This window comes from Bacillus sp. CR71, from assembly GCF_003429245.1.
In the GTDB taxonomy this organism is placed as follows: Bacteria; Bacillota; Bacilli; order Bacillales; family Bacillaceae_G; genus Bacillus_A; species Bacillus_A thuringiensis_S.
Genome location: NZ_CP031748.1, coordinates 862,942 through 885,319, shown reverse-complemented (window position 1 = coordinate 885,319; position 22,378 = coordinate 862,942). Strand labels below are relative to the sequence as shown.

Genomic DNA, 22,378 nt, shown 5'->3' with positions numbered 1-22,378 from the left:
TCATATTCATACATTTTTTTTAATCAAGCTAACTAAAACATATTAACTATTAATTAATTCCTTTCATAGTGTATAACATTATATATCTATAGTAAACACGTTTCCGGCCGTATAACAAAAATCGCATATATATAACTTATAATGAATGTATATAAAATAAAACTTTAATCAGCCCACAAATAGCGGGCTAAAAAAGCGATTAGAACATGTCTCCTAATCGCTTCGCCAAATAAAAAGCTGATTAAAAATAATATTTTTAATCAGCTCTCTATTATCTATGAAATTATTCTTCAATTAAATTAGACATTACATATGCATACACTAATGATTCTGTATGCGCAATAGAACTTTCATGTGTACGTTCAAATGCGTGAGAAGAATCAATACCCGCTCCAATTAACGCATGTTTCACGTCAAATCCCGCACGAATCGCAGCTGATGCATCAGATCCGTAGTACGGATAAATATCTACTTTATATTCAATATGATTCGTTTTCGCAAGCTCTACTAAATGTTTACGTAAAGCGTAATGGTACGGGCCGCTAGAGTCTTTTGCACAAATAGATACTGTATATTCATCAGATGTTTGTCCATCACCTAACGCTCCCATATCAACTGCTAAGTATTCAACAGTTTCTTCTGGAATATTAGAATTACCACCGTATCCAATCTCTTCATTATTAGAAATTAAGAAATGCGTCGTATATGGTAATGTTACGTTTTCATCTTGTAATCTTTTAATTAATTTTAATAAAATCGCAACACTTACTTTGTCATCTAAATGACGTGATTTTATGTATCCACTCTCTGTAATTTGAACGCGCGGATCAAATGAAACGAAGTCTCCTACTTCAATTCCTAATTCGCGTACTTCATCAGCTGAAAATACGCGCTCATCAATACGAACTTCAATATTTTTCTCATCGCGTTTTGCTTCACCTGCATCTTTATATACATGTACAGATGTTTGATGCATTAAAATCGTTCCTGTATACGTCTTGCCACTTGATGTTTCAATTTCGCAATATTCTCCTTCTACAGAGTTCCAGCGAAATCCACCAATCATAGAAAGACTCAGGCGACCATCAGGCTTAATTTCTTTTACCATCGCACCTAACGTATCAACGTGTGCCGTTAATAAGCGGTGCTGCGCATCATTCTTCCCTTTTACCGTTAAAATAAGAGCGCCTTTATTATTACGTTTCGTTTCTACGTTCCACTCACTGACATAGTTTTCAATGAAATTAATAATTTTTGCTGTATTTCCAGACGGACTCGGAATAGAGACAAGCTCCTTAATAAGTTCCATCGTTTCTCTCGCATGATGTGCCATTGTCGTTTCCTCCTCATTTTCTCTACTATTCAGTATACAAAATTCACCAGAAAACCTCTACTTATATAGCTTAATTTTCTAAATTGTAGTAAAATTCTTTTTAGTATACAAAAGGAGTCCTGAAATATGAATATATCAAAAAAATATATACACATTGCACTCATTTGGTTTTTAGCATCATTATTTTGTTTACAAGTTTCTTATGCCGTTCATACTACTACTTCTATTACAATCGGCTGGATATTAACAGCTATTTTCTTCATTATTAGCTTCATTGCAACAAAAAAGCATAGCGTTACTCATTAACGCTATGCTTTTCCTATTAAACTATTCTTCCGAGACATCTAATAAATAAATCCCTCTTTCAAATCCACCGCGCTCTACTTCTTTTTTCTTACGAAGGCGTTCCACATCTTCAATTGATGCACCTTCCGCACGTGCTAATGAAATGATTACTTCTAGTGCATCCGCAAGAGAATCTAGCGCATGTTCGCGTTCTTTCATAGAAGCAAATTCACGAATTTCTTCCGTTCCAATTTTCGCTAAAGCTTGTATGTATGCTTGACCTGTTAATTTTTGTGCGGTATACGTTTTTCCAGACATTAAAATCTTCTCTGGAACACGATCTCTTACTAACTTGTTATATGCTGACATCATTCATCCTCCTATATTTAATAACACCCGAGCTCTGCTTTATAGAAAAACCATTTTTTCTTCACGCATGCACTTAACATATCAATTCCTGATTCATGTGCTCTTACATGCGGAAAGAAATAGTGCTCTGAGTTTTCTTCCTTACCATATAGAGTTTGGTACTCATCTGGAATCGCTTCTTTTTTCACATCTTTTTCTTTCGTCACCCCACCAGAAAACGCAACACTTGGATGTCCCTCAAAAAATAACGCAGTCCGAACTGCCAAAGATGGTGTACTATGCAAAGCAGAATATGTAAGCAAAATAATAGTGATAACACCGATCATTCTCTTCATGTATTACTCCTTAAAAAAAAGTGCTAACACAATTATACTAAAATGTGTTAGCACTTTCTCCCCTTTATCCCGAATTAACGAGCTACTCATGAGGAATGGACAAACTTTATTCCCCTTTAAATGCTGGTAAACGTTTCTCTAAAAACGCAGCAATTCCTTCTTTATGATCCGCTGTTTGTCTCATTGCATATTGACCACGCTTTTCTAATTGCAATGTTTGCTCTAAATTAGAGCGATTTACTTCACATAAAATTTGCTTCGTTTGAATCATTGCTTTAATCGGTTTTTTTGACCATTCATTAATTTTTTGCTTCACAGCCGTTTGGAAATCTTCGCCGATTACTTCATCAATTAAGCCGATATCAAGCGCTTCTGTCGCTGATAATTTCTTACCTTCCCAAATAATTTGCTTCGTCATATTTTCACCGACGCGCTTTTGAAGGAAGAAATGACCGCCTCCATCTGGAATTAAAGCGATTCCAATAAAGTTCATCGCAATAACAGATGATATATCCGCCATTACATAATCAGCTGTTAACGCAATACTTAACCCAAGACCTGCAGTTGGTCCATGAATTGCACTAATAACAAGCTTCGGCATCGTATATAATGTCACGACAACTTCAGAAATGGTATTCATAATACCATCGAACTTACTTTCATCATTACTTGAAAGCATCGATTTAATATCCCCACCCGCAGAAAAACCACGGCCGTTCCCGCATAACACAACGATATGCACAGAACTTTCCGCTACTTCTTTCAACTTTTGTAATAACTCTTTTAATGTCGGCTCATCTAACGCATTTAACACCTCTGGACGATTGACCATAACCGTTGCAACGTGGCCTTCATATTTCACAACGACAGATTCTGTTTTACTTGTTATTTCCATTATATATACCCCTCTTTTCTCCATAAAGATTATACTTATATAATTATAGAAAACCATTGAAAAATCCTTCTTTTTTCTCAATTTTCTGTCTAATAATCTCGCAATTTGTACATATATCGTATAAAACATACAATTCCGTTGAAAAATATAGAAATTAAAGTCGGTTTATCCATGCTTTTCATCTATTTACCATTACAATGAAATGGTGTATTCTTAAGTTTGATAAAAAACAAATATTGAAATTCATTCGCCTTACTATGTAAAAAAGGCTTTATACCCATCTTTTGGGTGTTGTAATAAAGGAATGAAGAACTGGAGGAACATATGGTTACTAAGTTGAAACAAACGGATAACTACTTCCCACATTTCCTATTGCTATTCATTGTGTTTCAACCAATTTTAGATTTATTAACATCTTTTTCAATCTATATATTACACATGAACGCAACAGTTGGAGTTGTAGTCCGTTTCGCCTTTATGCTTCTTGCATTAGGATACCTACTTCTTCATCACAAACAACAAGATGCGAAAAAGTACATCCTCTATTTATGTTTACTCGGAATCGCACTCGCAATCGGTCTTGTAAATAATATGATGGTTAAATCTCCAGTTTCATTTGGAGAAGAAGTTAAATTCATCTTAAAGAGCATATATCCAATTGTGCTACTGTTTGGATATATTATCGCCTTTAAAGAGCTAAAAAATAAAGAGTATGTATTTCATAAAATCATTACATATTTCTTATATGCAACTTTAATTTTAAGCATTACAATGATTGTCGCAATGCAAACTGGAACAGATTTCCCAAGCTATCCTCACTCAAAAATCGGTTCAAGAGGTTGGTTCTTCGCTGGAAATGATTTAAGTTCTCTTTTCGCCATTATGTTCCCAATCATTGTCTTATATTCGATACATAAAACAACTTCTTTCTCGAAAATATATTACTGGATTCCAACAATACTTGCGATGTATGCAAGTATTATGGTCGGAACGAAAGTCGGATATGGCGCAATTATTATTACATTAGGCGTAGCACTTTTCTTCTCATTCATTGAATACATGATAAATCGTAAAAAAGAAGGAAAGGGATTTACACATATTGTAAATACCATTATTGCCGCAGTTATACTAGGAGGTTTAATTGCTCTTACACCGCATACTCCTATCGCAAAAAATATGGGCATTCACATGCAAATATACGAATACAAAAAATCAGTACAAGAAGAGAAAGATCGAAAAGAAGGAAAAGTAATTAAAGAAGATCCAGAAGATGCAAAAAAACATGCAAAAGGTGAACTTACAGATTCTGAAGTGAAAAGTTTAATTTATAGTGATCGCGACAAATTCTTAAAAACATACAAACAATACTATAAAGACGCACCGCTTTCACAAAAACTATTCGGAATGGGTTACGCTGGTAACTACACAGATAAAATTAAATTAATTGAAATGGACTTCCATGACCTATTTTTCGCCTTTGGCATTGTCGGTTTCCTTATTTACTTACTACCACTTCTATACTTTGGTATTAAATTATTCATCAGCATGATCACAAACTTTAAGAAAATCATGAAAGTAAAGTATATGCTATTAGCGAGCACACTCGTTCTATCACTTGGCATTGGTTTTATGTCTGGCCACGTATTAACAGCGCCAGCCGTTAGTATTTTCTTCGTTGTTATACTCGCTTATATCATTGTTGATTTTGAAATTGAATAGAAAGAAGGTGCTACGAAATGTCAGTAGCACCTTCTTTTTTATTTAATTAATGTTTTACGTACTCTAAGCTTTCTTTTGCGATATAGGCTTCAGTTACAGTAGGATTATCTGAAATAACTTTAATCCACGCTTTTCCATTTATTATTTCTTCACCAGTAACTGTGACAACTACATTTGTATTTAAACGATACAGTCGCTCATTTGATATACTAGGATTCTTTTTCACTTCTACGTTATTCATCACACGTGCAAGTTTATACTTGTTGTATTCTTTTTTACCTAAATAAGAATCAAAACGGTTCATATGCCCCGCTACTTTTTTACCCCAGTTCGCATCAGATGCATATTTCGCATTTAAACCAGCAGCTTTATCACCTGTATATGTTGCTGTATAACGCCAATGTCCTGGATTTAAATATCCTTCATTCATGTATAATTTTGCTGCATGTTCAATACAATCTTCTTTTGAATTAAATGCTTCCCCGTTACCATATGGACTATCGTCTGTTGCTTTTAAACCAAATAAATTATTTTTATCTTTTGCAAGAGCGCTTGTTCCATAATAACTTTCATGGATTGCTAATGAATATAAGAATAATGCATTTACATTATACTTGCTTTCTACTTCTTTAAATTTCTTTCCTAAACCAATTAATGGAGAGTCTGGCTTAATCGATTTCACATAACTATCTAGTTGTTCAGCTGTATAATTTGTTTTCGAACGTAATGATAAATAATTGAAATATTGATAGAAAGTTTCATCTCCAAATGTTTTTCCATCTACACTATACATTTGCTGTCCTTGCTTCATGAAAGAAGGTGCCACACCATATCTAAATTCTGTATATCCAGGTGAACTTGTATTATATGTATAATATTTATGGTATAAATATCCATCTGATTTCACATAATAAGACGACTGTTTCATTTCATTTGTAGGAATTAAAGTGATTTCATTCTTCTTCACATAACCTGTCAAACCAGAAAGTTGAACTTTCACACGATCTTCGCCAACTTCTAACACTTTCAATTCTGTTCCATACTGAATATACGTATATACTGTTGACAAATTCTCATCATAAATATTAATGATGTTTTGCCCAGTTATTCTTTTCGCACTTGCAAAACCATCTTTAATCCATAAGAATTCGTTCTCGTATTTTACCGCATTCATACCTTTATTTTGAGCAGCCGTAACTGCCTCTTTATACGTATTATAGCGCTCTACTTCTTGCTCTGTTCCGTTTTCTCTTACATTTGTCACAACATATTTCTTAGTTTCTACAGGATTGCTATTTCCGTTTTTTTCAATCGTCTGAAGCATACGATCCAACATAGCTGAAGCCATCCCTCTTGTAGCTGATAAATGTGGTCTAAATGTATTATCTTCTGGATACCCTTTAATAATTTGAGTAGCCACCATAACTTGTACATGCTCTTTATAGTTAATACTATCTTTATCAGTAAAGGTAAGCGGACTTACAGCTACTTTAATATTTTTATAGTCTAATGCTCGCTTTACCATTATCGACATTTCTTCACGTGTAATCACATCATTTGGTGAGAACGTCTCGTTCGTACGACCATTAATAATTTTCGCTCCATATGCTCTACTTACACCATCATATAAACCGTAAGTCTTCGGCACATCCTCGAAATTCGAATCAGCTTTCGGTAAATTTAAAGACCTTGCTATGAATGTAGCAAACTCTGCTCTTGTTACTAATTTATCAGGCGCATATACATTCTCACCATACCCCATTAAAACTCCTTTAGTAATAAGTGAGCGCATATGCGTCTCAAACATATGTCCTGTAATATCATCATTTGCCGCATAACTTGAAATAGGAGTTAAAAGTAATGATCCCGTTAATGCCACTGCTGTTATACCTTTTGAAAAAGTCTTCAAGGTTATCCTCCTCGTAATCTACGAATTTATTATCACAAATTTGATTATATAATAATCGCAATCATTTTAGCATAATAAATAGGAATTAAAATAAAACGTTTTTATAATTATAATTTTCATTAAATTCAAAACAAAAGACACTTTACTTTTTTAATAAAGTGTCTTTTTCCATATGATCAATGAGTTTCTTTGTTGCCTGTTTGCCTTGCAACCGAAGCTCATCTATTATTAATTGTAACTCTTGCTCCACAGTTCCTTGTTGCATTAATTGCTTTTTCGCAATTTCATATAAATACTCCGCACTCCATTCGCCATCCACACTTCCTATAACTGGCTGATTCACTTGACTTAAAAACGAATCAATTTTCGGATCGTACGAAATCCCGACCATTGGAGTTTTGGCTACAGCAGAAAAAACAAGTGCATGAAGACGCATACCAATTAGTAATGAACATTGTGATAAAATGAATATTTTCTCGTCGATATCCATTTTATATGGAAGCATATACGTCTCTTCTCCCATTAAGTCTACTACTTCACGCGAAGCTTTTTGATCAAATGGCTCATGCATTGGAACAAATAGAATTTGGTATCCTTCTTGCTTTAATTTTTTTAATGCCGTAGCTAATTTTTTTACATAATCTTCTTTTGAATTCCAATAACGCACACTAACCGCGATTACTTTTCCATGTATCGAATGCTTTTGCAACCAATCCGATTGTTTTGTCCGTTTCCATGTTAAAACAGGGTCTGGAACAATTTCAATATCGTTTTTTATGCCAAGTTCTTTTAAATATAAAAACGAATCTTCATCTCGAACTGATACATAGGAAGCTTTTGACAAGTTCCATTTTACTAATAGACGATTATATCCTTTTGTAATTGGACCTATTCCTTGTGAATAAATATAATACGGCTTTTTTAATAATCGAGCGAGTCCCATAATACCCGTATAATATAGAATACTCTTCGTACTTGTCTGATCTTGAAGAAGGCTCCCGCCACCGCTAATAACTCCATCACTGTTTTTGATTGCATGATAAACAGCTTTTATATTCCAGCGATCTACCGATTCTACACCATACCTTTCCTTTGTATATTTAGAATCATTTGATAGTACTACTAGTTCTATATCCGGGTTCTCTTTACTTAACGATTCAATAATTGATTGTAGAATCGCCTCGTCTCCAACATTATAAAAACCATAATATCCTGATAAGACTAAACGCACCCTAAATCTCCTCCAAAACTAGGTAACCGTTTATTTCATCTAACATAAACTGGTACCCATTCCTTACCTAAACACTTAATACCCTACATAGTTTCCTCTTTATCAGCTCATATGAATTTTAATAAAAAATTAAATTTTTATATTTATCTTTTCAAAAATGGTATTTTTTTTATTGATATCCATTTTAATTTCAAAGCACATACACCATACAAAATGGTTGTAATACTTAATGCTATACCACTGAATAATAACGTCATAATTCTTGAAGATGTAACATCTATCACATTACATAGTTCATACAATCCTAGTCCGAAAATACATGCTATTGCTAGCACACCGAAAAAGTTTTTGAAATGAATAGAATAGGCAATATAGCTTCGAATATACAAATGATTTACAATACAAATCAATACGTAAGTAATTAATGTACTATACGCCGCTCCATCTATGCCAAACTTCTGCACTAACATAATGTTTAACACGACTTTCACACAACTCGCGCCAATAACAATCCACGCAGCTTGTGCAGAACGATTAATCCCCTGTAAAACACCTATTGATAATACCATAACCGCAGTAAAATACGAACTGCCAATCATAACTGTTAACATACTACTGCCTTTTACGTCTGTGAACAATCCGACATTTAACGGTACTGTTAATGCCATCAACCATACTGTTAATGGTGCTGTCAAAACATGCGCTAGTCGATTTGTATTTTGAATTGTTATTTTCGCCAAATTTATATCTCTTTTGGCCAATGCGGAAGTTAAGAGTGGTATTAACGGAAATACAATTGCACTTGCAAAAATAACAATTATTTGCGTGAATGCAAAACCGCGACTGTATATTCCAAATTGTTCTTGAATTTCTGTTGATGATCCTTGTAATACATGCGGTATTGTAAGCGAGTCTACTAAATTTAAAAGCGGCATTGATAAAGCTCCGATAGCGATTGGGATCGATACCCGCAATATCTTTTTGCCGTTTTCTCTTAAATCTCGGAGCGAATAGGAATTGCTTTTATTGTAGTATGGACTTCTATTATATTTTATACGCAAATATATAAGCGAACTAATGACTCCAAGAAAAGAGCCAACCATCGCACCACTAGTAATAACAGTATTACTCTTATCCCACGATACTAGTATGTAAGCAATTATTAACATAAAAAACACACGGACAAATTGCTCAATGACTTGTGATACTCCTGTTGGTTTCATATCACCGAAACCTTGGAAATACCCTCTATACACCGCCATGTATGGCGCAATGAGTAATGCTAATGAAGTAATAAGCAACGGCATTCTAGTTTCTTGTCCACCGAGCATATTTGCAATTTCAATAGAAAATAATACAATGACTAAACAGCCGAAAACGCCAAATGCTATCCCTATAATTGACGCTGATTTAAATAATTTCGCAATTTCCTTTTGCTTATTTTTTTCGTTCAACTCTGCAATTAGTTTCGAAATTGCAAGTGGAACTCCGGCTACCGATAATGTAAGAGCAATCATATATACAGGAAAAACAAGGCGGAAAATACCTAGCACTTCATCTCCTGCAATATTTTGTAATGGAATTTGAAAAAAACTACCAAGCAATTTCGACAAAAAAGTTGTAATGGTTAAAATTGCTGCTCCTTTTACAAATGTTTTATTCATATTTTTTCTCTTTTCTTTTATACATATACTCTCAAACATATTGTTTTAAACGATAGGGATTCACTTTATCCCATTGGTTATCATAACAAATTTATTATAGGTTGAATACTTGGTTTTTTTTTCAAAATAGAAAACAGAACCAATTCAAACCTATCTCTTCACAATTTTTTCTAATTCCTTCCATTATATATGTACACATTATAACCGTTTCTGTTACGCAAAAAGAGCTCTTCCTCTCTATCACTGCGATACATATTACTAAAAACATTATAAGAATATCCCACAACTCTACATTATAATTTATGTAAAGTTGTGAGATATTCTAATTGCCATCTAAACACTTAAGATTTTCAATTGCTCTTTCTGTTCATCGCTTGCCATTACTACAATTGTTTTTTCAATACTTGGATGTACTTGCTCAAGCTTTACACTTGCCCCTACTTTATTTGATTGCTCAACAAAATTTAATAATGCCATAGCTCCTGATACATCCATATAACGCACATCTTTCATACGTAATACAACTGGTGACTTCACATCTTGTAAAGTAGAGAAAATACGATCTACTGATAGGAAAGAGAGCGGTCCTTGAATTGTATACGTTTCTTCTCTTTCTTTTACGATAGAAGTTTTACGTTCTTTACATTTCACCATATATATGATGAACGAAAGAATAATACCGAATGCAACGGCAATCATTAAATCGAACTTCACCGTTACAATCATCGTTACGAGCATAACAACGACATCACCTTTAGGAGCGACATGCATCTTTTTCATGCTTTCCCAATCGAACATTCCAATACCAGTTAAAATTAAAATACCTGATAATACAGCAAGTGGAATATATTGTACGACCGAACCAAGACCCATAATAAAAATAAATAAGATAACACTATGCATACATGCCGAAAGTGCCGTTTTACCACCACTTCTTATATTCACGATAGATCTTACAGTCGCACCTGCACCTGCTAATCCGCCAAACAATCCGCTCATCATATTACCGATACCTTGTCCAACAAGCTCTTTATTACTTTTATGACGCGTACCTGTCACATTATCCATTACGACCGATGTTAACAACGAGTCAATCGATCCTAATAAAGCAATACTAAGCGCTGGTAAAATAAGTGCTGCTATTCCTGTTCCACTTAAAGATGGAATATGAAGCGTAGGCATCGCTTCTGGAATGGTTCCAATCTTTTCAATTACTTTATTTAGTGAAAGATTTCCGATAATCGGTAACTTTACTGCAAGTCCTTCGAGTAGAGAAGAAAATAAAGGAAGCAAAGCTGTCACACCGACTAGTGCTACTAAACTAGACGGAATCGCCTTAATCCATTTGCCAGAAACAATCATTACAATAATCGTTAACACAACAAGTAGAAAACTATTTTGTACATGCTTTATTTCACCTAAAATAATGATTAATGCAATACCATTCATAAATCCTGAAACGACAGGATACGGAATATATCGAACGTAAGAACCGAGCTTACATACACCGAATAAAATTTGAAATAATCCTGCCATCATAAAGGCAATAAAACTTGCCTCTAACCCGTGCGTCGCAATAACTCCAGTTGCGATAACGGTAATTGGTCCAGTTGGCCCCGTTACTTGCCCAGGTGTCCCGCCAAATAACGCTGCGAATAAACCTGCAAAAATCGCACCATATAATCCAACAAGCGCTCCCTCAGACGTTCCTGTCGCAGCAATACCAAATGCAATCGCAAGTGGTAACGCAACAATCGCAACAGTAAATCCTGCTAAACATTCCTTTGCTATTTTTTGAAACATAAAAAAACCACCTTTGTATAAAGTCCATGTTCCATTGTACACCTAAAAAGATACATTCGTTAGCTCACTTTTTACATTCTCGTGACGTAAACGGATTTAATGAAAAGTTTCCCCCTTATCTTTGGAAACAATTGCAACTATGCTATAATGAACAAATTAAATCTTTTACTATATACTTGGAGGCACTATGCTAACTTTTGAAGAAAAATTATCGATTATTGAATCTTTCCCAGAACTAGAAAGAAAGAACGTATCATTAAAACGTGTAAACTTCCACTTTGAAGAAAGTCGTTTAGATAAAAAGAACGTTGTATTTCATTTACACCCAAATGGAAATGGATTTGTGTATGCAAGCGGTATTAAAGGTTACAAAACGGATGATAAAGGTATGGTTAACATCCGCGAGTTTTCAGCAGAAGAGTTACGTTCAGTAATTGAGAAATCAATTGACCTTCTATCACAAGAAGAAGTAGTAGCACCTGTAGAACCTGCGAAAGAAGAAGAATGGCAGAACGAAGATGGTCATATTCTTACTCTTATTTCAGAGGATGACATGTGGAACGTGTACGCTGGTGTAAACTTAGACGGTACATTCAACTCTTATCCAGAAGCTGCGGAATACCTTGATGAAGAAGGTTTTTCACGCAAATAAAAATAGAAAGTGGGTATCCCCCACTTTCTATTTTTTTGTCCCTTTCAATGACTCCCTCAGCACAAACTTCTGCAACTTCCCGCTCGCATTACGCGGAAGTTCATCTACAAATAAATAATGACGCGGACGCTTATAATCTGCTAATTCGTCACTTTCTTTGCAATACGTTTCTAAATCAGCTTCTGTTATTGTTTCATCTTTCTTCACAATAACTGCCACCACACGCTCTCCCCATAATTCATCTGGCTCACCAAGTACCGCCACATCTAATATACCGTGATGACTATGAAGGAAATCTTCAATTTCACGAGGGTAAATATTTACACCACCGCTAATTACCATATCATCAACGCGATCTGCAACGAATAAATAACCATCTTTATCGAAGTATCCTAAATCACCAGAATGATACCATCCTTTATACATCGATTTTTTATTTGCCTCTTCGCGATTATGATAGCCAGCCATCATAGTTGGGCCACGTAAAATAATTTCTCCCACCTCATAAGGAGGTAATACATCATCTGGTTCTGCCGGTGCCTCCTCGTTCGGTTTCACAATACGAACTTCGTGGCTAAAGCATGGCGTGCCTGCTGAACCAGCTTTCGTAATTTGATCCTCCTCTACGAGAAACGCAACAACTGGTCCCATTTCTGTCATTCCGTATATTTGAACAAGGTCAATATAAAGACGTTCTTTACATTCCTTCACTAACGCCGGCGCCATTGCCGCTCCGCCATATATACCAATTTTCATTGAAGTTAAATCATACTGAGTTAAATCTTTTTGCAACAACATATTCCACATCGTCGGTGCTGCAAAGAACGTCGTAATCTTTTCTTCTTGAATCGTATGTAATACTGTTTCTGTATCAAAATGATGCAAAATAACATTCTTCCCGCCAACTTGAATGCGTGGTATGATTCCGGCATTTAATTCACCACAGTGATATAAAGGCGCAACAACAAGCCCCACACTATCTCTATTATATTTTAAGAAATACGTACAAATCATACTATGCTCAGCCATTTCACGATGACGATGTAACACACCTTTCGGATGACCTGTCGTACCGCTCGTATACAGCATAGAACAAAAGTCCATTTCATCAATTTCGATATTTACTTTCTCAGAAGATGCTGCATTCACTTTTTCATGGTAGGAACTTGCATAGGAAGGTTTATCGTTTTCTATAGACCAAAAAGATGTATTTGGAAAATCTCGTTCAATGATAGCAACAGTTGACTCAACTGCTTTTTCAAAGACAACGACTTTCGAGGATGCGTCCTGAAGAATATAAGATACTTCTTTCGCCTTTAAACGAAAGTTAATTGGGTTAAAAATCGCACCAATTTTCGCACAAGCTAAGTAAACGTTTACAAATTCATGGCAGTTATATAAGTAAACAGATACCGTATCTCCCTTTCTTACTCCGTCTTCTAATAAAGCGTGTGCCGTTTTATTTATTTGTTCGTCCCACTGTTTATATGTCCAGCGAATATTTTTTTCAGGTTCCACTAACGCCTCTTTATTCGGATACTTACCAACAGATAAATCAAAAATTCTCCCTATCGTCATGTACATGCCAACAATTTCCCCCTTTTCTCTTTCATAAATCTATCATTTCGTCCATAAGTAGACATTGTCCTTCAATGTTTTGACTAATTTTTCTGATTATTATCGACATAGTTTTACAACACGTGCAAACCTTTGATACATGAAATTATATTGGCGATTTTTCAAATATATCGACCGCAATTCAATTTATAGCAGCGATTTTTCGAATATATCGCCTTACTGACAAAAGCTTACAATATAAAAAAGAGAGTGTTCCGATTTGGAACACTCTCCCTCTTATACAAATAGCTCTTCTAAAATTTTCAGTTTATCTTCTGTATATTTTACAAAGCCATCGTTATATGATTTTGGATCTTTCGGATTTGCGAAGTGCGTAATTGCCCCCGTCTTCGGATGAACAAATTTACTTGATGCACCGCAACCAAGTCCGATAATTGATTGTACTTCTTCCATAATGACAATGTTGTAAATACTCTCTTGCGTCGGCATTGCATAACCAACGTTCTCTAAGTTACCTAAAATATTCTTTTGACGATATAGGTAATATGGTACGTAATTATGCTTTTGCGTCCACTCTTCTGCTTCGTGCATCATCGCTGTAATCTCTTCGCGACCTGCTACTTTATATTTACGTTTGTTTTGCGTCATTTCAGAAGCACGTTTAAATGATAACGTATGAACTGTTAATGATTCTGGCATTAACTTTTCTGTTTCATCTAACGTATGCTTGAAGATATCTAACCCTTCACCAGGAAGACCAATAATTAAGTCCATATTAATATTGTTCATTCCCATTTCACGAGCTAAATGGTATTTCTCAATTGTTTCTTCTACAGTATGGTGACGTCCAATTGCTTTTAGTGTCTCTTGATGATATGACTGCGGATTAATACTAATACGGTCAATGTTCCATTTATTTAACACTTCTAGCTTTGCTGGCGTGATCGTATCTGGACGACCTGCCTCAACTGTTACTTCACGTACATTTTTCACGTCTGGGAACGCTTCGTACATTTCTTCATACAGCATATCCATCTCTTCTGCTGTAATACTTGTAGGTGTACCGCCGCCATAATAAATCGTCGTAACTTTCACACCTTTTTCTTTTAAAAACTTACCAATTTCACGAACTTCATAATGTAAACCACCTAAGAACGAATCAACAGACCCTTGGCGTCCATTAATCGCATAAGCCGGGAATGTACAGTATGCACATTTCGTTGGGCAGAACGGAATACCGATATAAATACTTACTTCTTCTTTCAAACGGTATAAATCCGGAACAACTGCTAATTGGCAATCAACAATGCGCTGAAGAAGTTCAATTTTCTCTTCATGAATTAAATAACTTTCACGAAGTTCTTGATGCGCTTCTTCCTTTGACATACCATTTTGAAGCATTTTATGAAGAAGTTTCGTCGGACGTACTCCCGTTAAAATACCCCAGCTTTGTTCAAGTCCAGTTAACTGCTGAAGAACAGAAAGATATACATAAGAAACAACGTGCTTCACTTGCTTCATACGCTCTTTTTCATCTGTGAAAGCAGATAAATCTTTCGAGAATGTTTCTTCATACACATTTCCTGTGCTAACATCCGTTAATCGAGCGGATGCTTTCACATTATCCTCAATGTGTATATCAACGATCAGATTCGCTTCCTCTTGTTCAAATCCAATCGTACTATCTTCAAAAAATAAGCCGCCAATATTTTGTAGCGGACGTAAAAAACGATCATCTTGTAACGTTTTAATTGAAATTAACACATTATCACCTTTTCATTTGCAAACTCTCTTTAGTTTACTTGAAGGGCGTTTACAGGTCAATACAGAAGGTTTTACCTGTTTCTCTTACATTTTTTCAAATAATTCTTTTTATGAATATCGCTCATGTATATAGACATCCTGATTTTCTCTTGTTAAAATTTATTAGTACAAAAAATCGTTACATAGCGAAAATACAATATATAAAGGAGGAATGTTAACACTAGATTCCATAATCTAATGTGTTAAAAAAAATATGAAAAAGAAATTTTATAGTGTATTAACTCTCTCTCTTGCATTACAAACTGTTCTTGCACCTACTTATTCATTTGCAGAGAGTGCTGAAAAATCCGCCGAAGTATATACGGAGGATCAAGTTTTTAAAAGTATTAAAGAGCATGTTAATGAGCATAGTACTCATGAAGAAGATATCGAGGTTACTGGTCAATTCCTACTATACACTTCAAAAAAACATTCATTATATACCGCGAATGATTTAAAAAACAAATCGAATATGGAGATTACAGAACAAGTCGTAACGGCGACAAAGAAAAAAGGAAATGCTTACTACATAACGACGTCAACTGGCGCTGGATGGATAGATAACAATGATAATAGCTTAGAAGTTCAAGAGATTCATAAACTATCTAACCAAAAATTAATCGTAAAAGAAGAAGCTTCCATACATGCACTTCCGTTCCAATCGTTTAACGAAGAAGGGAAACTACAGCCACAAGTCATTACTCCTACTGAACAAGCTGGAAATTGGTTTAAAGTCCAAATAAATGAAACAGCAAAATGGATTTATGCACCTTCTGCTACATTTGAAGGTACAAAAGCTTCATTACTAAAAAACGTTCGTTCTGCTAAAAATAGTTTATTAAGAGCTCCAGATGCTCTACAAACAAACAATATTTATGGCGTTACATTTAAAGAAATGATTGTCCCTAAAGGAAATGACGATATTCGCCCTGGCTACCCGATGGTACCTAAATATATTACGATTCACGAAACGGCTAATACAGCGAAAGGTGCTAATGCTCTAAATCATGCAAAATTCTTAGATAATCAAGCACGCGGAACAGCTGATCGCGCCGCATCTTGGCATTTCACAGTAGATGATAAAGAAATTTATCAACATCTTCCAGTAAATGAAGTTGGATGGCATGCTGGAAATAAAACTGGAAACTATGAATCTATCGGAATTGAAATTGCCGTTAATCAAGATGGAAACTATGAAAAAGCGGTAGAAAATGCCCGTAAATTGGCAGCTTATTTAATGAACGACTTAAATATTTCTCTAGATAAGGTCCAAAAACATCAATTTTGGTCAGGGAAAAACTGCCCTGCGTTTATGATTCAACGCGGACAATGGAATGCTTTCTTAAAAGGAACTGAAACATACTATAAGGAAAACCAAAAAGATCCAGTAACTGATGACATTACAGGTGGATGGTATGAACAAGACATTCGTCAATTAGCAGCTAGAGGCATTATGCAAGGAGAAGGGAACGGCAAGTACTTCCCAGAACGTCTTGTAACGCGTGCTGAATTCGCTACACTAATTACTCGTGCTTTACAATTACCAAGTGGAAATGCTAAGTTCACAGACTTAGAACAAGTACACCCATCTTTAAGAGACGGTATTAATCGTGCAGCAAGCGCAGGCATAATCCGCGGACGTGGTGATAATACATTTGATCCAAATACCACAATTACACGTGAAGAAGCTGTTATTATGATTGATCGTTCTCTAAAACACGCTGGTATTTTTGCAAAACAAGTTGAACTACCATTTGTAGACCAAAACTTAATTTACGCTAAACAAGAAGTACAAAGAGTGTATGGATTTGGAATTGTAAAAGGTAATGAATTTAATCAATTCGTACCAAAAGGACCATCACAACGCGCTCACGCAGCTGCATTTATAAACAGAATGCTTAGCGTAATTGAAGCTTAAAATATTTATCATTCCATATAGATATTTACATTTTATCTGTATTCACTTAAAAGGCATCAGAGACTATATATCTCTGATGCCTTTTATACATCTGTTAGCTATTTTTAGCCATGAATCTTAATCGTATTCCTAATAACAGAAGCATAAAACCGATGAATGGAACGTAATTCTTATCATGTCCTTTTTCTGGTACATAAAGATTTTTTTGTTCCTTCACCTGTTTTTTACGAGCCATTAACCACCCACCTAACTTTCACGCATGTGCCGAATTTTGAGATGGGGTCTTATGCCAGTCAATACGGGACAAAATTAGCCTGAGGAATATTGTATGTGATGTGAATTTTCCAGAAACCTCACCCTCTTTACATTAGTTTTCTAAAGGATTCAAGTGAATTGTATAGATTTCATACACAATTCATATTTTAAAACGCTTTCACTGTTTTTAATAAGATAAACAAAAAAACGTAGCCAAAAAGCTACGTTTTTCTGTCATCGTTTCGGTGTATTTTTATGATTCTTCAAAAACGGAAGCGGGAATTGCTTACGGAAATGCTCTTTAATCATATACTCTACACCGTTTTCACTATTTGAACGTGTGATCCAATCTGCTGCTTGCTTTAATTCTACAGGCGCGTTCCCCATCGCTACCCCAAGTCCCACGTTTTCAATAACCTCTAAATCTTCCATACTATCTCCAATCGCAACCATTTCATTTAGCGAAATATTTAAATGCTCTCCAAGCAATTGTAATCCGCGTAACTTTGATACATTTTGCGGCAAGATTTCTATTCGTTTTGAATCACATTCAACATACTCTACATCTTGGAATGCTTTTCTTAATGTGTTTAGCCCGCGTTCTTTTTCACCTTTAGTTTGGAAAAGAACATCAATTTTTGGCGCCGCCACCGGATGATCACGAAGCGCGTCACCTAACGAATCTACAAATTGAACTGGATAAAATAACGGATCTGCGCTTGATAATACAGTGCGCGCAATTAAGTTTGGTGTAGTTCTCTCACGATTTCCTATCGAAAACCGTTCATGAGAAATACGTACGTTACAATCAAAGTGCTCTAACACTTGCACAATGTTAAAAGTCTTCTCTTCGGACAATCTTCTTTGAACGTACGGCTTATCTAACGTTGCTGAAACGAAAGCACCACCATGTGTCACTAATATAGAATCTAATTTTAAAGCCTTTGCTACTTTATGAGCGGATTGAAAATTACGGCTCGTAAATAACGTAACGTATACATCTTTTCTTTTCACAAATTCAATTGTTTCTCTTAATCCTTTTGCAATTTTTCCATTGTTGTATAGTAGTGTCCCATCTATATTAAGAGCTAGTAAGCGATAAATCATGTCGCACTCCCCCTCTTCGCTGTTGTACTCTATCCATAATTTATGAAATAAATGTAGCAAATAGAACGAGTTAGAATTACTACTGAAAATTTGGTTTACTATATACATATACACTTAGTAAAGGAGATAGTACAATGCAGGCACCTCCTTCTTTTTATGAAGGCGATACGTTAGAAGTCGCAAAAAAATTACTCGGGCAAAAACTTGTTCATATTGTAGACGGAATAAAGCGAAGCGGAATCATTGTAGAAGTAGAAGCATATAAAGGCCCAGATGATAAGGCCGCACATAGTTACGGCGGCAGACGGACAGATCGCACAGAAGTTATGTTTGGCGCACCAGGGCATGCTTACGTATATTTAATTTACGGTATGTACCATTGTTTTAACGTTATTACAGCACCAGTTGGCACCCCGCAAGGTGTTCTCATTCGAGCCCTTGAGCCGGTAAATGGGATAGAAGAAATAAAACTAGCGCGCTACAATAAGACCGAAATTACAAAAGCACAGTATAAAAATTTAACGAACGGTCCTGGCAAACTATGCCGTGCCCTCGGAATTACTTTAGAAGAACGTGGCGTATCATTACAAAGTGACACATTGCATATTGAACTCGTCCCAGAAGATGAACACATATCATCACAATATAAAATAACAGCAGGACCTCGTATTAATATCGACTATGCAGAAGAAGCTGTACATTATCCGTGGCGTTTTTATTATAAGGGGCATCCGTTTGTTTCAAAGAAATAAACGATATCAATGATCTTTCAAATATATCTATCGTAACTTACAATATATCAACGATTTTTCAAATATATCTATCATAACTTACAATATATCAACGGTTCGACAAGAAATATCGATTTATCGACAAATAATAACATTACGAATAAAAGAAGACTGTTCCAAAATGGAACAGTCTTTCCCTCTTACTCTGCACCTTCCGCAGTTGCAATATTATCCTCTAAGTTTTCTCTTGATAATTCAGCCGCCATAAAATCTGCTGTTTCTGGAAGTGCTAAATGCATATGAGCTTTTTGACAAATTTGGATCGTACAGTTTTCTATAACATAGTCGAAAACATGTCCACCCCCGCTTCTTTCATCATCAATATAATGTAAGTGGAATCCAGCTACACCAATACCTTGCGCATAATCTGGTGTCCAAAATCCAGCAAGCGTACCTTCTGTATTTTCAAATGAAAAGATTGGTTGTGATTTCGTCACTTCAACGAGCGGTGTATACGGTTTTTCTTGTCTTGGAACAGTTCTCGTTCTTACTTCACGGAACGTACCGTCCATTCGAATAGCGTAAAATAAGTTTTTACTTGGCATTAATTCATGTAATAACGCTTCAACTTCTTCACGATTCATCGGATGCTCTACCGTATAACTCATTTCTTTTTCAAAAAACGTTACAGTAGCAAATGGTGTTGTTTCTTCTGGTTCTACTTTTTCTGCTGAACCGTCTGAACGTAAATGATAAAATTCATTATCAAATGCAATCATTTCACCATCTAATTGATCAAATGTGCCGATGCCAAAATCACCATGTTTTTTCAAATCTTCAAAGCTAATCACACCATCATATATACCATCTAATAGCGCAAGCATTGTAGATGTTTGATATACTTCATTACTCGTTTTCGTTTTTTTTGCATCAATATCAATTAATTGCGCAACAGTCATCTCAAATCTGCCTCCATTAGTTTAATTGGTTTGGTAATAATTTTTCGCTTAATTTAATATTGTCACGATAGTCAATTGGAATATCAATAATGACAGGACCATCTGCTTCTAATGCTTCTTTTAATACCCCTTCTAATTCATCAGGCGTGTTAACACGAAGACCTAACGCTCCGAAACTTTCCGCATATTTCACAAGATCAACATCACCAAACTCTGTAGCTGATGTTCTACCGTATTTCATCATTTGTTGGAATGCAACCATATCATATGTGCCGTCTCTCCAAACAAGATGGACGATTGGAGAATTTAAACGTACCGCCGTTTCTAACTCCATCGCTGAGAATAAGAAACCACCGTCACCTGATACGGAAACTACTTTTTTACCTGGTTCTACTAAAGTAGCTGCGATTGCCCAAGGAAGTGCAACACCTAACGTTTGCATGCCGTTACTAAATAATAATCTACGTGGTTCATAAGAACGGAAACATCTCGCCATCCAAATAGAATGGGAACCGATGTCACATGTAACAGTTGTATCGTCACTAATTAAAGAACGAAGTGTACGAATCACTTGAAGTGGATGCGTAACACCCTCCGAAGCACGGTTCGGAACTTCTGCTTGTTCTGATAATTTCGCGCGTAATCGTTCTAATACCGCTTCTGATTTCGTACTTAATACAAGTTTCGGTAATTTCTCCGCGATGCTATTTACCGTTAAGGCAATATCACCAATTAATTCACGCTCTGGTTGGTAATCATGGTCGATATCTGCTTGATGGTCGTCAAGATGAATAATCGTTCTGTCGCCAAGTTTATTCCAGAATTTTGGATCATACTCGATTGGATCATAACCGATAGAAATAACAAGGTCTGCTTCTTCTAGTAAAATATCACCTGGTTGGTTACGGAATAATCCAACGCGGCCGAAGAAATGATCTTCTAACTCACGTGAAATCGCACCAGCTGCTTGATATGTTTCAACGACAGGAAGTTCTGTATCCGCAATTAATTTACGAACAGCTTTCGTCACTTCATTTGTGCTCGCTCTCATACCGAGTAAAATAACTGGTAATTTCGCTGATTTTATTTTTTCTACTACATATGTAATATCATTTGTGGGAGCGATTCCAAGCTGTGGCTTAGAAAGCGCACCGATAGACTCTACAGTTGTTTCCGCAGTCATAACGTCTTGCGGAAGACTTACTAAAGTAGCTCCCGGATTTGTGGAAGTCGCACTTCGAAATGCATTACTAAGTGCTTCTGGCACATTATCAGGATGCTCTACTTCTACGCTATATTTTGTGATTGGTTCGAATAGTGCAGCATTATCCATAGATTGATGCGTACGTTTTAATCGATCCGTACGCGGTACTGCACCAGCTAAAGCAACAACGGGATCACTCTCCGCATTCGCAGTAACAAGACCTGTCGCTAAATTTGATGTCCCTGGTCCTGAAGTTACAAGACATACGCCCGGTTTCCCTGTTAATCTACCAATAGCAGCTGCCATAAATGCTGCATTTTGTTCATGACGACAAACGATTAACTCTGGTCCTCTTTCTTGCAATACATCAAATACAGAGTCAATCTTTGCTCCTGGAATACCGAAAACATGTGTAACACCTTGTTTAATTAAACAATCAACAACAAGATCTGCTCCTTTTGTTTTTGTCTTCACGTCGTTTGCTTTTACACCTGTACTCAAACTAATCATCCCTTTATTTCATAATGTGTGTAATAAAGATTTTAATTTCACCTAGTTAATTAAGCTGGTGAAGTATCTTTATCATTATATTACAAATGCATTATTTTTCCAACAATATGAATTTGAA

Annotated in this window: 18 protein-coding genes and 1 pseudogene; 5 read left to right on the top strand and 14 right to left on the bottom strand. The window is 35.6% G+C overall.

The genetic code is table 11. The features are described from left to right. Nucleotides 1–283: 283 nt before the first annotated feature. Nucleotides 284–1,333 (bottom strand): M42 family metallopeptidase, encoded by a 1,050-nt coding sequence (locus tag DOS87_RS04555; protein ID WP_151524937.1) that lies wholly within the window; start codon nucleotides 1,331–1,333, stop codon nucleotides 284–286. 126 nt (nucleotides 1,334–1,459) lie between these two features. Here DOS87_RS04555 and DOS87_RS04550 point away from each other — a divergent pair, with 126 nt between their 5' ends. Then, a complete protein-coding gene (locus DOS87_RS04550) occupies nucleotides 1,460–1,639 on the top strand; it encodes a hypothetical protein (protein ID WP_001027087.1) in 180 nt (59 codons plus the stop codon). Nucleotides 1,640–1,660: 21 nt separating this feature from the next. Here the strand turns inward: DOS87_RS04550 and DOS87_RS04545 are convergent, their stop codons facing one another. The 3 genes from DOS87_RS04545 to DOS87_RS04535 form a co-directional block, all read right to left on the bottom strand. Next, entirely contained in the window at nucleotides 1,661–1,987 is a 327-nt protein-coding gene (locus DOS87_RS04545; protein ID WP_001277348.1) for a nucleoside triphosphate pyrophosphohydrolase, read from the bottom strand. A gap of 17 nt (nucleotides 1,988–2,004) precedes the next feature. Beyond that, nucleotides 2,005–2,322 (bottom strand): hypothetical protein, encoded by a 318-nt coding sequence (locus tag DOS87_RS04540; RefSeq protein ID WP_000827125.1) that lies wholly within the window; start codon nucleotides 2,320–2,322, stop codon nucleotides 2,005–2,007. Between the two features lie 106 nt (nucleotides 2,323–2,428). Beyond that, nucleotides 2,429–3,241 carry an enoyl-CoA hydratase gene (locus DOS87_RS04535; protein WP_142330482.1) on the bottom strand — a complete coding sequence of 271 codons (813 nt, stop codon included), beginning with the start codon at nucleotides 3,239–3,241 and terminating at the stop codon, nucleotides 2,429–2,431. Between the two features lie 300 nt (nucleotides 3,242–3,541). On the opposite strand from DOS87_RS04535, the gene DOS87_RS04530 reads away from it, so the two are divergent. Next, complete coding sequence (locus DOS87_RS04530) at nucleotides 3,542–4,936, top strand: O-antigen ligase family protein (protein WP_149290478.1); 1,395 nt, start codon at nucleotides 3,542–3,544, stop codon at nucleotides 4,934–4,936. Nucleotides 4,937–4,982: 46 nt separating this feature from the next. Here the strand turns inward: DOS87_RS04530 and DOS87_RS04525 are convergent, their stop codons facing one another. The 4 genes from DOS87_RS04525 to DOS87_RS04510 all read right to left on the bottom strand — a co-directional run bounded on the left by DOS87_RS04525 (nucleotide 4,983) and on the right by DOS87_RS04510 (nucleotide 11,543). Then, on the bottom strand, nucleotides 4,983–6,845 hold the full coding sequence (locus DOS87_RS04525) for an S-layer homology domain-containing protein (protein ID WP_000847500.1): 1,863 nt from the start codon (nucleotides 6,843–6,845) through the stop codon (nucleotides 4,983–4,985). A gap of 142 nt (nucleotides 6,846–6,987) precedes the next feature. Beyond that, nucleotides 6,988–8,076, bottom strand: coding sequence for a polysaccharide pyruvyl transferase CsaB (csaB, locus tag DOS87_RS04520; protein ID WP_001241599.1), 1,089 nt, complete (start codon nucleotides 8,074–8,076; stop codon nucleotides 6,988–6,990). 143 nt (nucleotides 8,077–8,219) lie between these two features. After that, a complete protein-coding gene (locus tag DOS87_RS04515) occupies nucleotides 8,220–9,740 on the bottom strand; it encodes a putative polysaccharide biosynthesis protein (protein ID WP_001044004.1) in 1,521 nt (506 codons plus the stop codon). Between the two features lie 333 nt (nucleotides 9,741–10,073). After that, on the bottom strand, nucleotides 10,074–11,543 hold the full coding sequence (locus DOS87_RS04510) for a SulP family inorganic anion transporter (protein WP_000486648.1): 1,470 nt from the start codon (nucleotides 11,541–11,543) through the stop codon (nucleotides 10,074–10,076). 187 nt (nucleotides 11,544–11,730) lie between these two features. Between DOS87_RS04510 and DOS87_RS04505 the strand changes: the two genes are divergently transcribed. Continuing rightward, nucleotides 11,731–12,195 (top strand): hypothetical protein, encoded by a 465-nt coding sequence (locus DOS87_RS04505; protein ID WP_000954998.1) that lies wholly within the window; start codon nucleotides 11,731–11,733, stop codon nucleotides 12,193–12,195. A 27-nt stretch (nucleotides 12,196–12,222) separates the two neighbouring features. Here the strand turns inward: DOS87_RS04505 and DOS87_RS04500 are convergent, their stop codons facing one another. Both DOS87_RS04500 and DOS87_RS04495 read right to left on the bottom strand, forming a co-directional pair. Further along, nucleotides 12,223–13,779: a fatty acid--CoA ligase gene (locus DOS87_RS04500; RefSeq protein ID WP_000281977.1), complete on the bottom strand. Its 1,557-nt coding sequence runs from the start codon at nucleotides 13,777–13,779 to the stop codon at nucleotides 12,223–12,225. Between the two features lie 270 nt (nucleotides 13,780–14,049). Further along, the gene (locus DOS87_RS04495) at nucleotides 14,050–15,537 is read right to left on the bottom strand and encodes a coproporphyrinogen III oxidase (RefSeq protein WP_000908777.1); all 1,488 of its coding nucleotides are present in this window, start codon (nucleotides 15,535–15,537) and stop codon (nucleotides 14,050–14,052) included. A gap of 253 nt (nucleotides 15,538–15,790) precedes the next feature. On the opposite strand from DOS87_RS04495, the gene DOS87_RS04490 reads away from it, so the two are divergent. Continuing rightward, on the top strand, nucleotides 15,791–17,494 hold the full coding sequence (locus tag DOS87_RS04490; protein ID WP_000726534.1) for an S-layer homology domain-containing protein: 1,704 nt from the start codon (nucleotides 15,791–15,793) through the stop codon (nucleotides 17,492–17,494). A 94-nt stretch (nucleotides 17,495–17,588) separates the two neighbouring features. On the opposite strand, the pseudogene DOS87_RS04485 reads toward DOS87_RS04490, so the two are convergent. Further along, nucleotides 17,589–17,684: pseudogene (locus tag DOS87_RS04485) on the bottom strand (cell wall anchor protein); the annotation flags it as partial. Nucleotides 17,685–17,983: 299 nt separating this feature from the next. Next, entirely contained in the window at nucleotides 17,984–18,856 is an 873-nt protein-coding gene (locus tag DOS87_RS04480) for a Cof-type HAD-IIB family hydrolase (protein ID WP_000640437.1), read from the bottom strand. A 134-nt stretch (nucleotides 18,857–18,990) separates the two neighbouring features. On the opposite strand from DOS87_RS04480, the gene DOS87_RS04475 reads away from it, so the two are divergent. Next, nucleotides 18,991–19,608: a DNA-3-methyladenine glycosylase gene (locus DOS87_RS04475; protein ID WP_001148799.1), complete on the top strand. Its 618-nt coding sequence runs from the start codon at nucleotides 18,991–18,993 to the stop codon at nucleotides 19,606–19,608. A gap of 179 nt (nucleotides 19,609–19,787) precedes the next feature. Here DOS87_RS04475 and alsD read toward each other — a convergent pair whose 3' ends face one another. Together alsD and alsS are read right to left on the bottom strand one after the other, a co-directional pair. Next, complete coding sequence (alsD, locus tag DOS87_RS04470; protein WP_000215017.1) at nucleotides 19,788–20,546, bottom strand: alpha-acetolactate decarboxylase; 759 nt, start codon at nucleotides 20,544–20,546, stop codon at nucleotides 19,788–19,790. 16 nt (nucleotides 20,547–20,562) lie between these two features. Beyond that, the gene (alsS, locus tag DOS87_RS04465; RefSeq protein WP_000103531.1) at nucleotides 20,563–22,251 is read right to left on the bottom strand and encodes an acetolactate synthase AlsS; all 1,689 of its coding nucleotides are present in this window, start codon (nucleotides 22,249–22,251) and stop codon (nucleotides 20,563–20,565) included. Nucleotides 22,252–22,378: the final 127 nt, after the last annotated feature.

Coding starts and splice junctions, on each gene's coding strand:
- DOS87_RS04540 (WP_000827125.1), bottom strand. CDS start 2,322: ATGAAGAGAATGATCGGTGTTATCACTATTATTTTGCTTACATATTCT.
- DOS87_RS04500 (WP_000281977.1), bottom strand. CDS start 13,779: ATGTACATGACGATAGGGAGAATTTTTGATTTATCTGTTGGTAAGTAT.
- DOS87_RS04515 (WP_001044004.1), bottom strand. CDS start 9,740: ATGAATAAAACATTTGTAAAAGGAGCAGCAATTTTAACCATTACAACT.
- DOS87_RS04545 (WP_001277348.1), bottom strand. CDS start 1,987: ATGTCAGCATATAACAAGTTAGTAAGAGATCGTGTTCCAGAGAAGATT.
- DOS87_RS04510 (WP_000486648.1), bottom strand. CDS start 11,543: ATGTTTCAAAAAATAGCAAAGGAATGTTTAGCAGGATTTACTGTTGCG.
- alsD (WP_000215017.1), bottom strand. CDS start 20,546: ATGACTGTTGCGCAATTAATTGATATTGATGCAAAAAAAACGAAAACG.
- DOS87_RS04480 (WP_000640437.1), bottom strand. CDS start 18,856: ATGATTTATCGCTTACTAGCTCTTAATATAGATGGGACACTACTATAC.
- DOS87_RS04530 (WP_149290478.1), top strand. CDS start 3,542: ATGGTTACTAAGTTGAAACAAACGGATAACTACTTCCCACATTTCCTA.
- DOS87_RS04535 (WP_142330482.1), bottom strand. CDS start 3,241: ATGGAGAAAAGAGGGGTATATATAATGGAAATAACAAGTAAAACAGAA.
- DOS87_RS04550 (WP_001027087.1), top strand. CDS start 1,460: ATGAATATATCAAAAAAATATATACACATTGCACTCATTTGGTTTTTA.
- DOS87_RS04505 (WP_000954998.1), top strand. CDS start 11,731: ATGCTAACTTTTGAAGAAAAATTATCGATTATTGAATCTTTCCCAGAA.
- DOS87_RS04555 (WP_151524937.1), bottom strand. CDS start 1,333: ATGGCACATCATGCGAGAGAAACGATGGAACTTATTAAGGAGCTTGTC.
- DOS87_RS04475 (WP_001148799.1), top strand. CDS start 18,991: ATGCAGGCACCTCCTTCTTTTTATGAAGGCGATACGTTAGAAGTCGCA.
- DOS87_RS04490 (WP_000726534.1), top strand. CDS start 15,791: ATGAAAAAGAAATTTTATAGTGTATTAACTCTCTCTCTTGCATTACAA.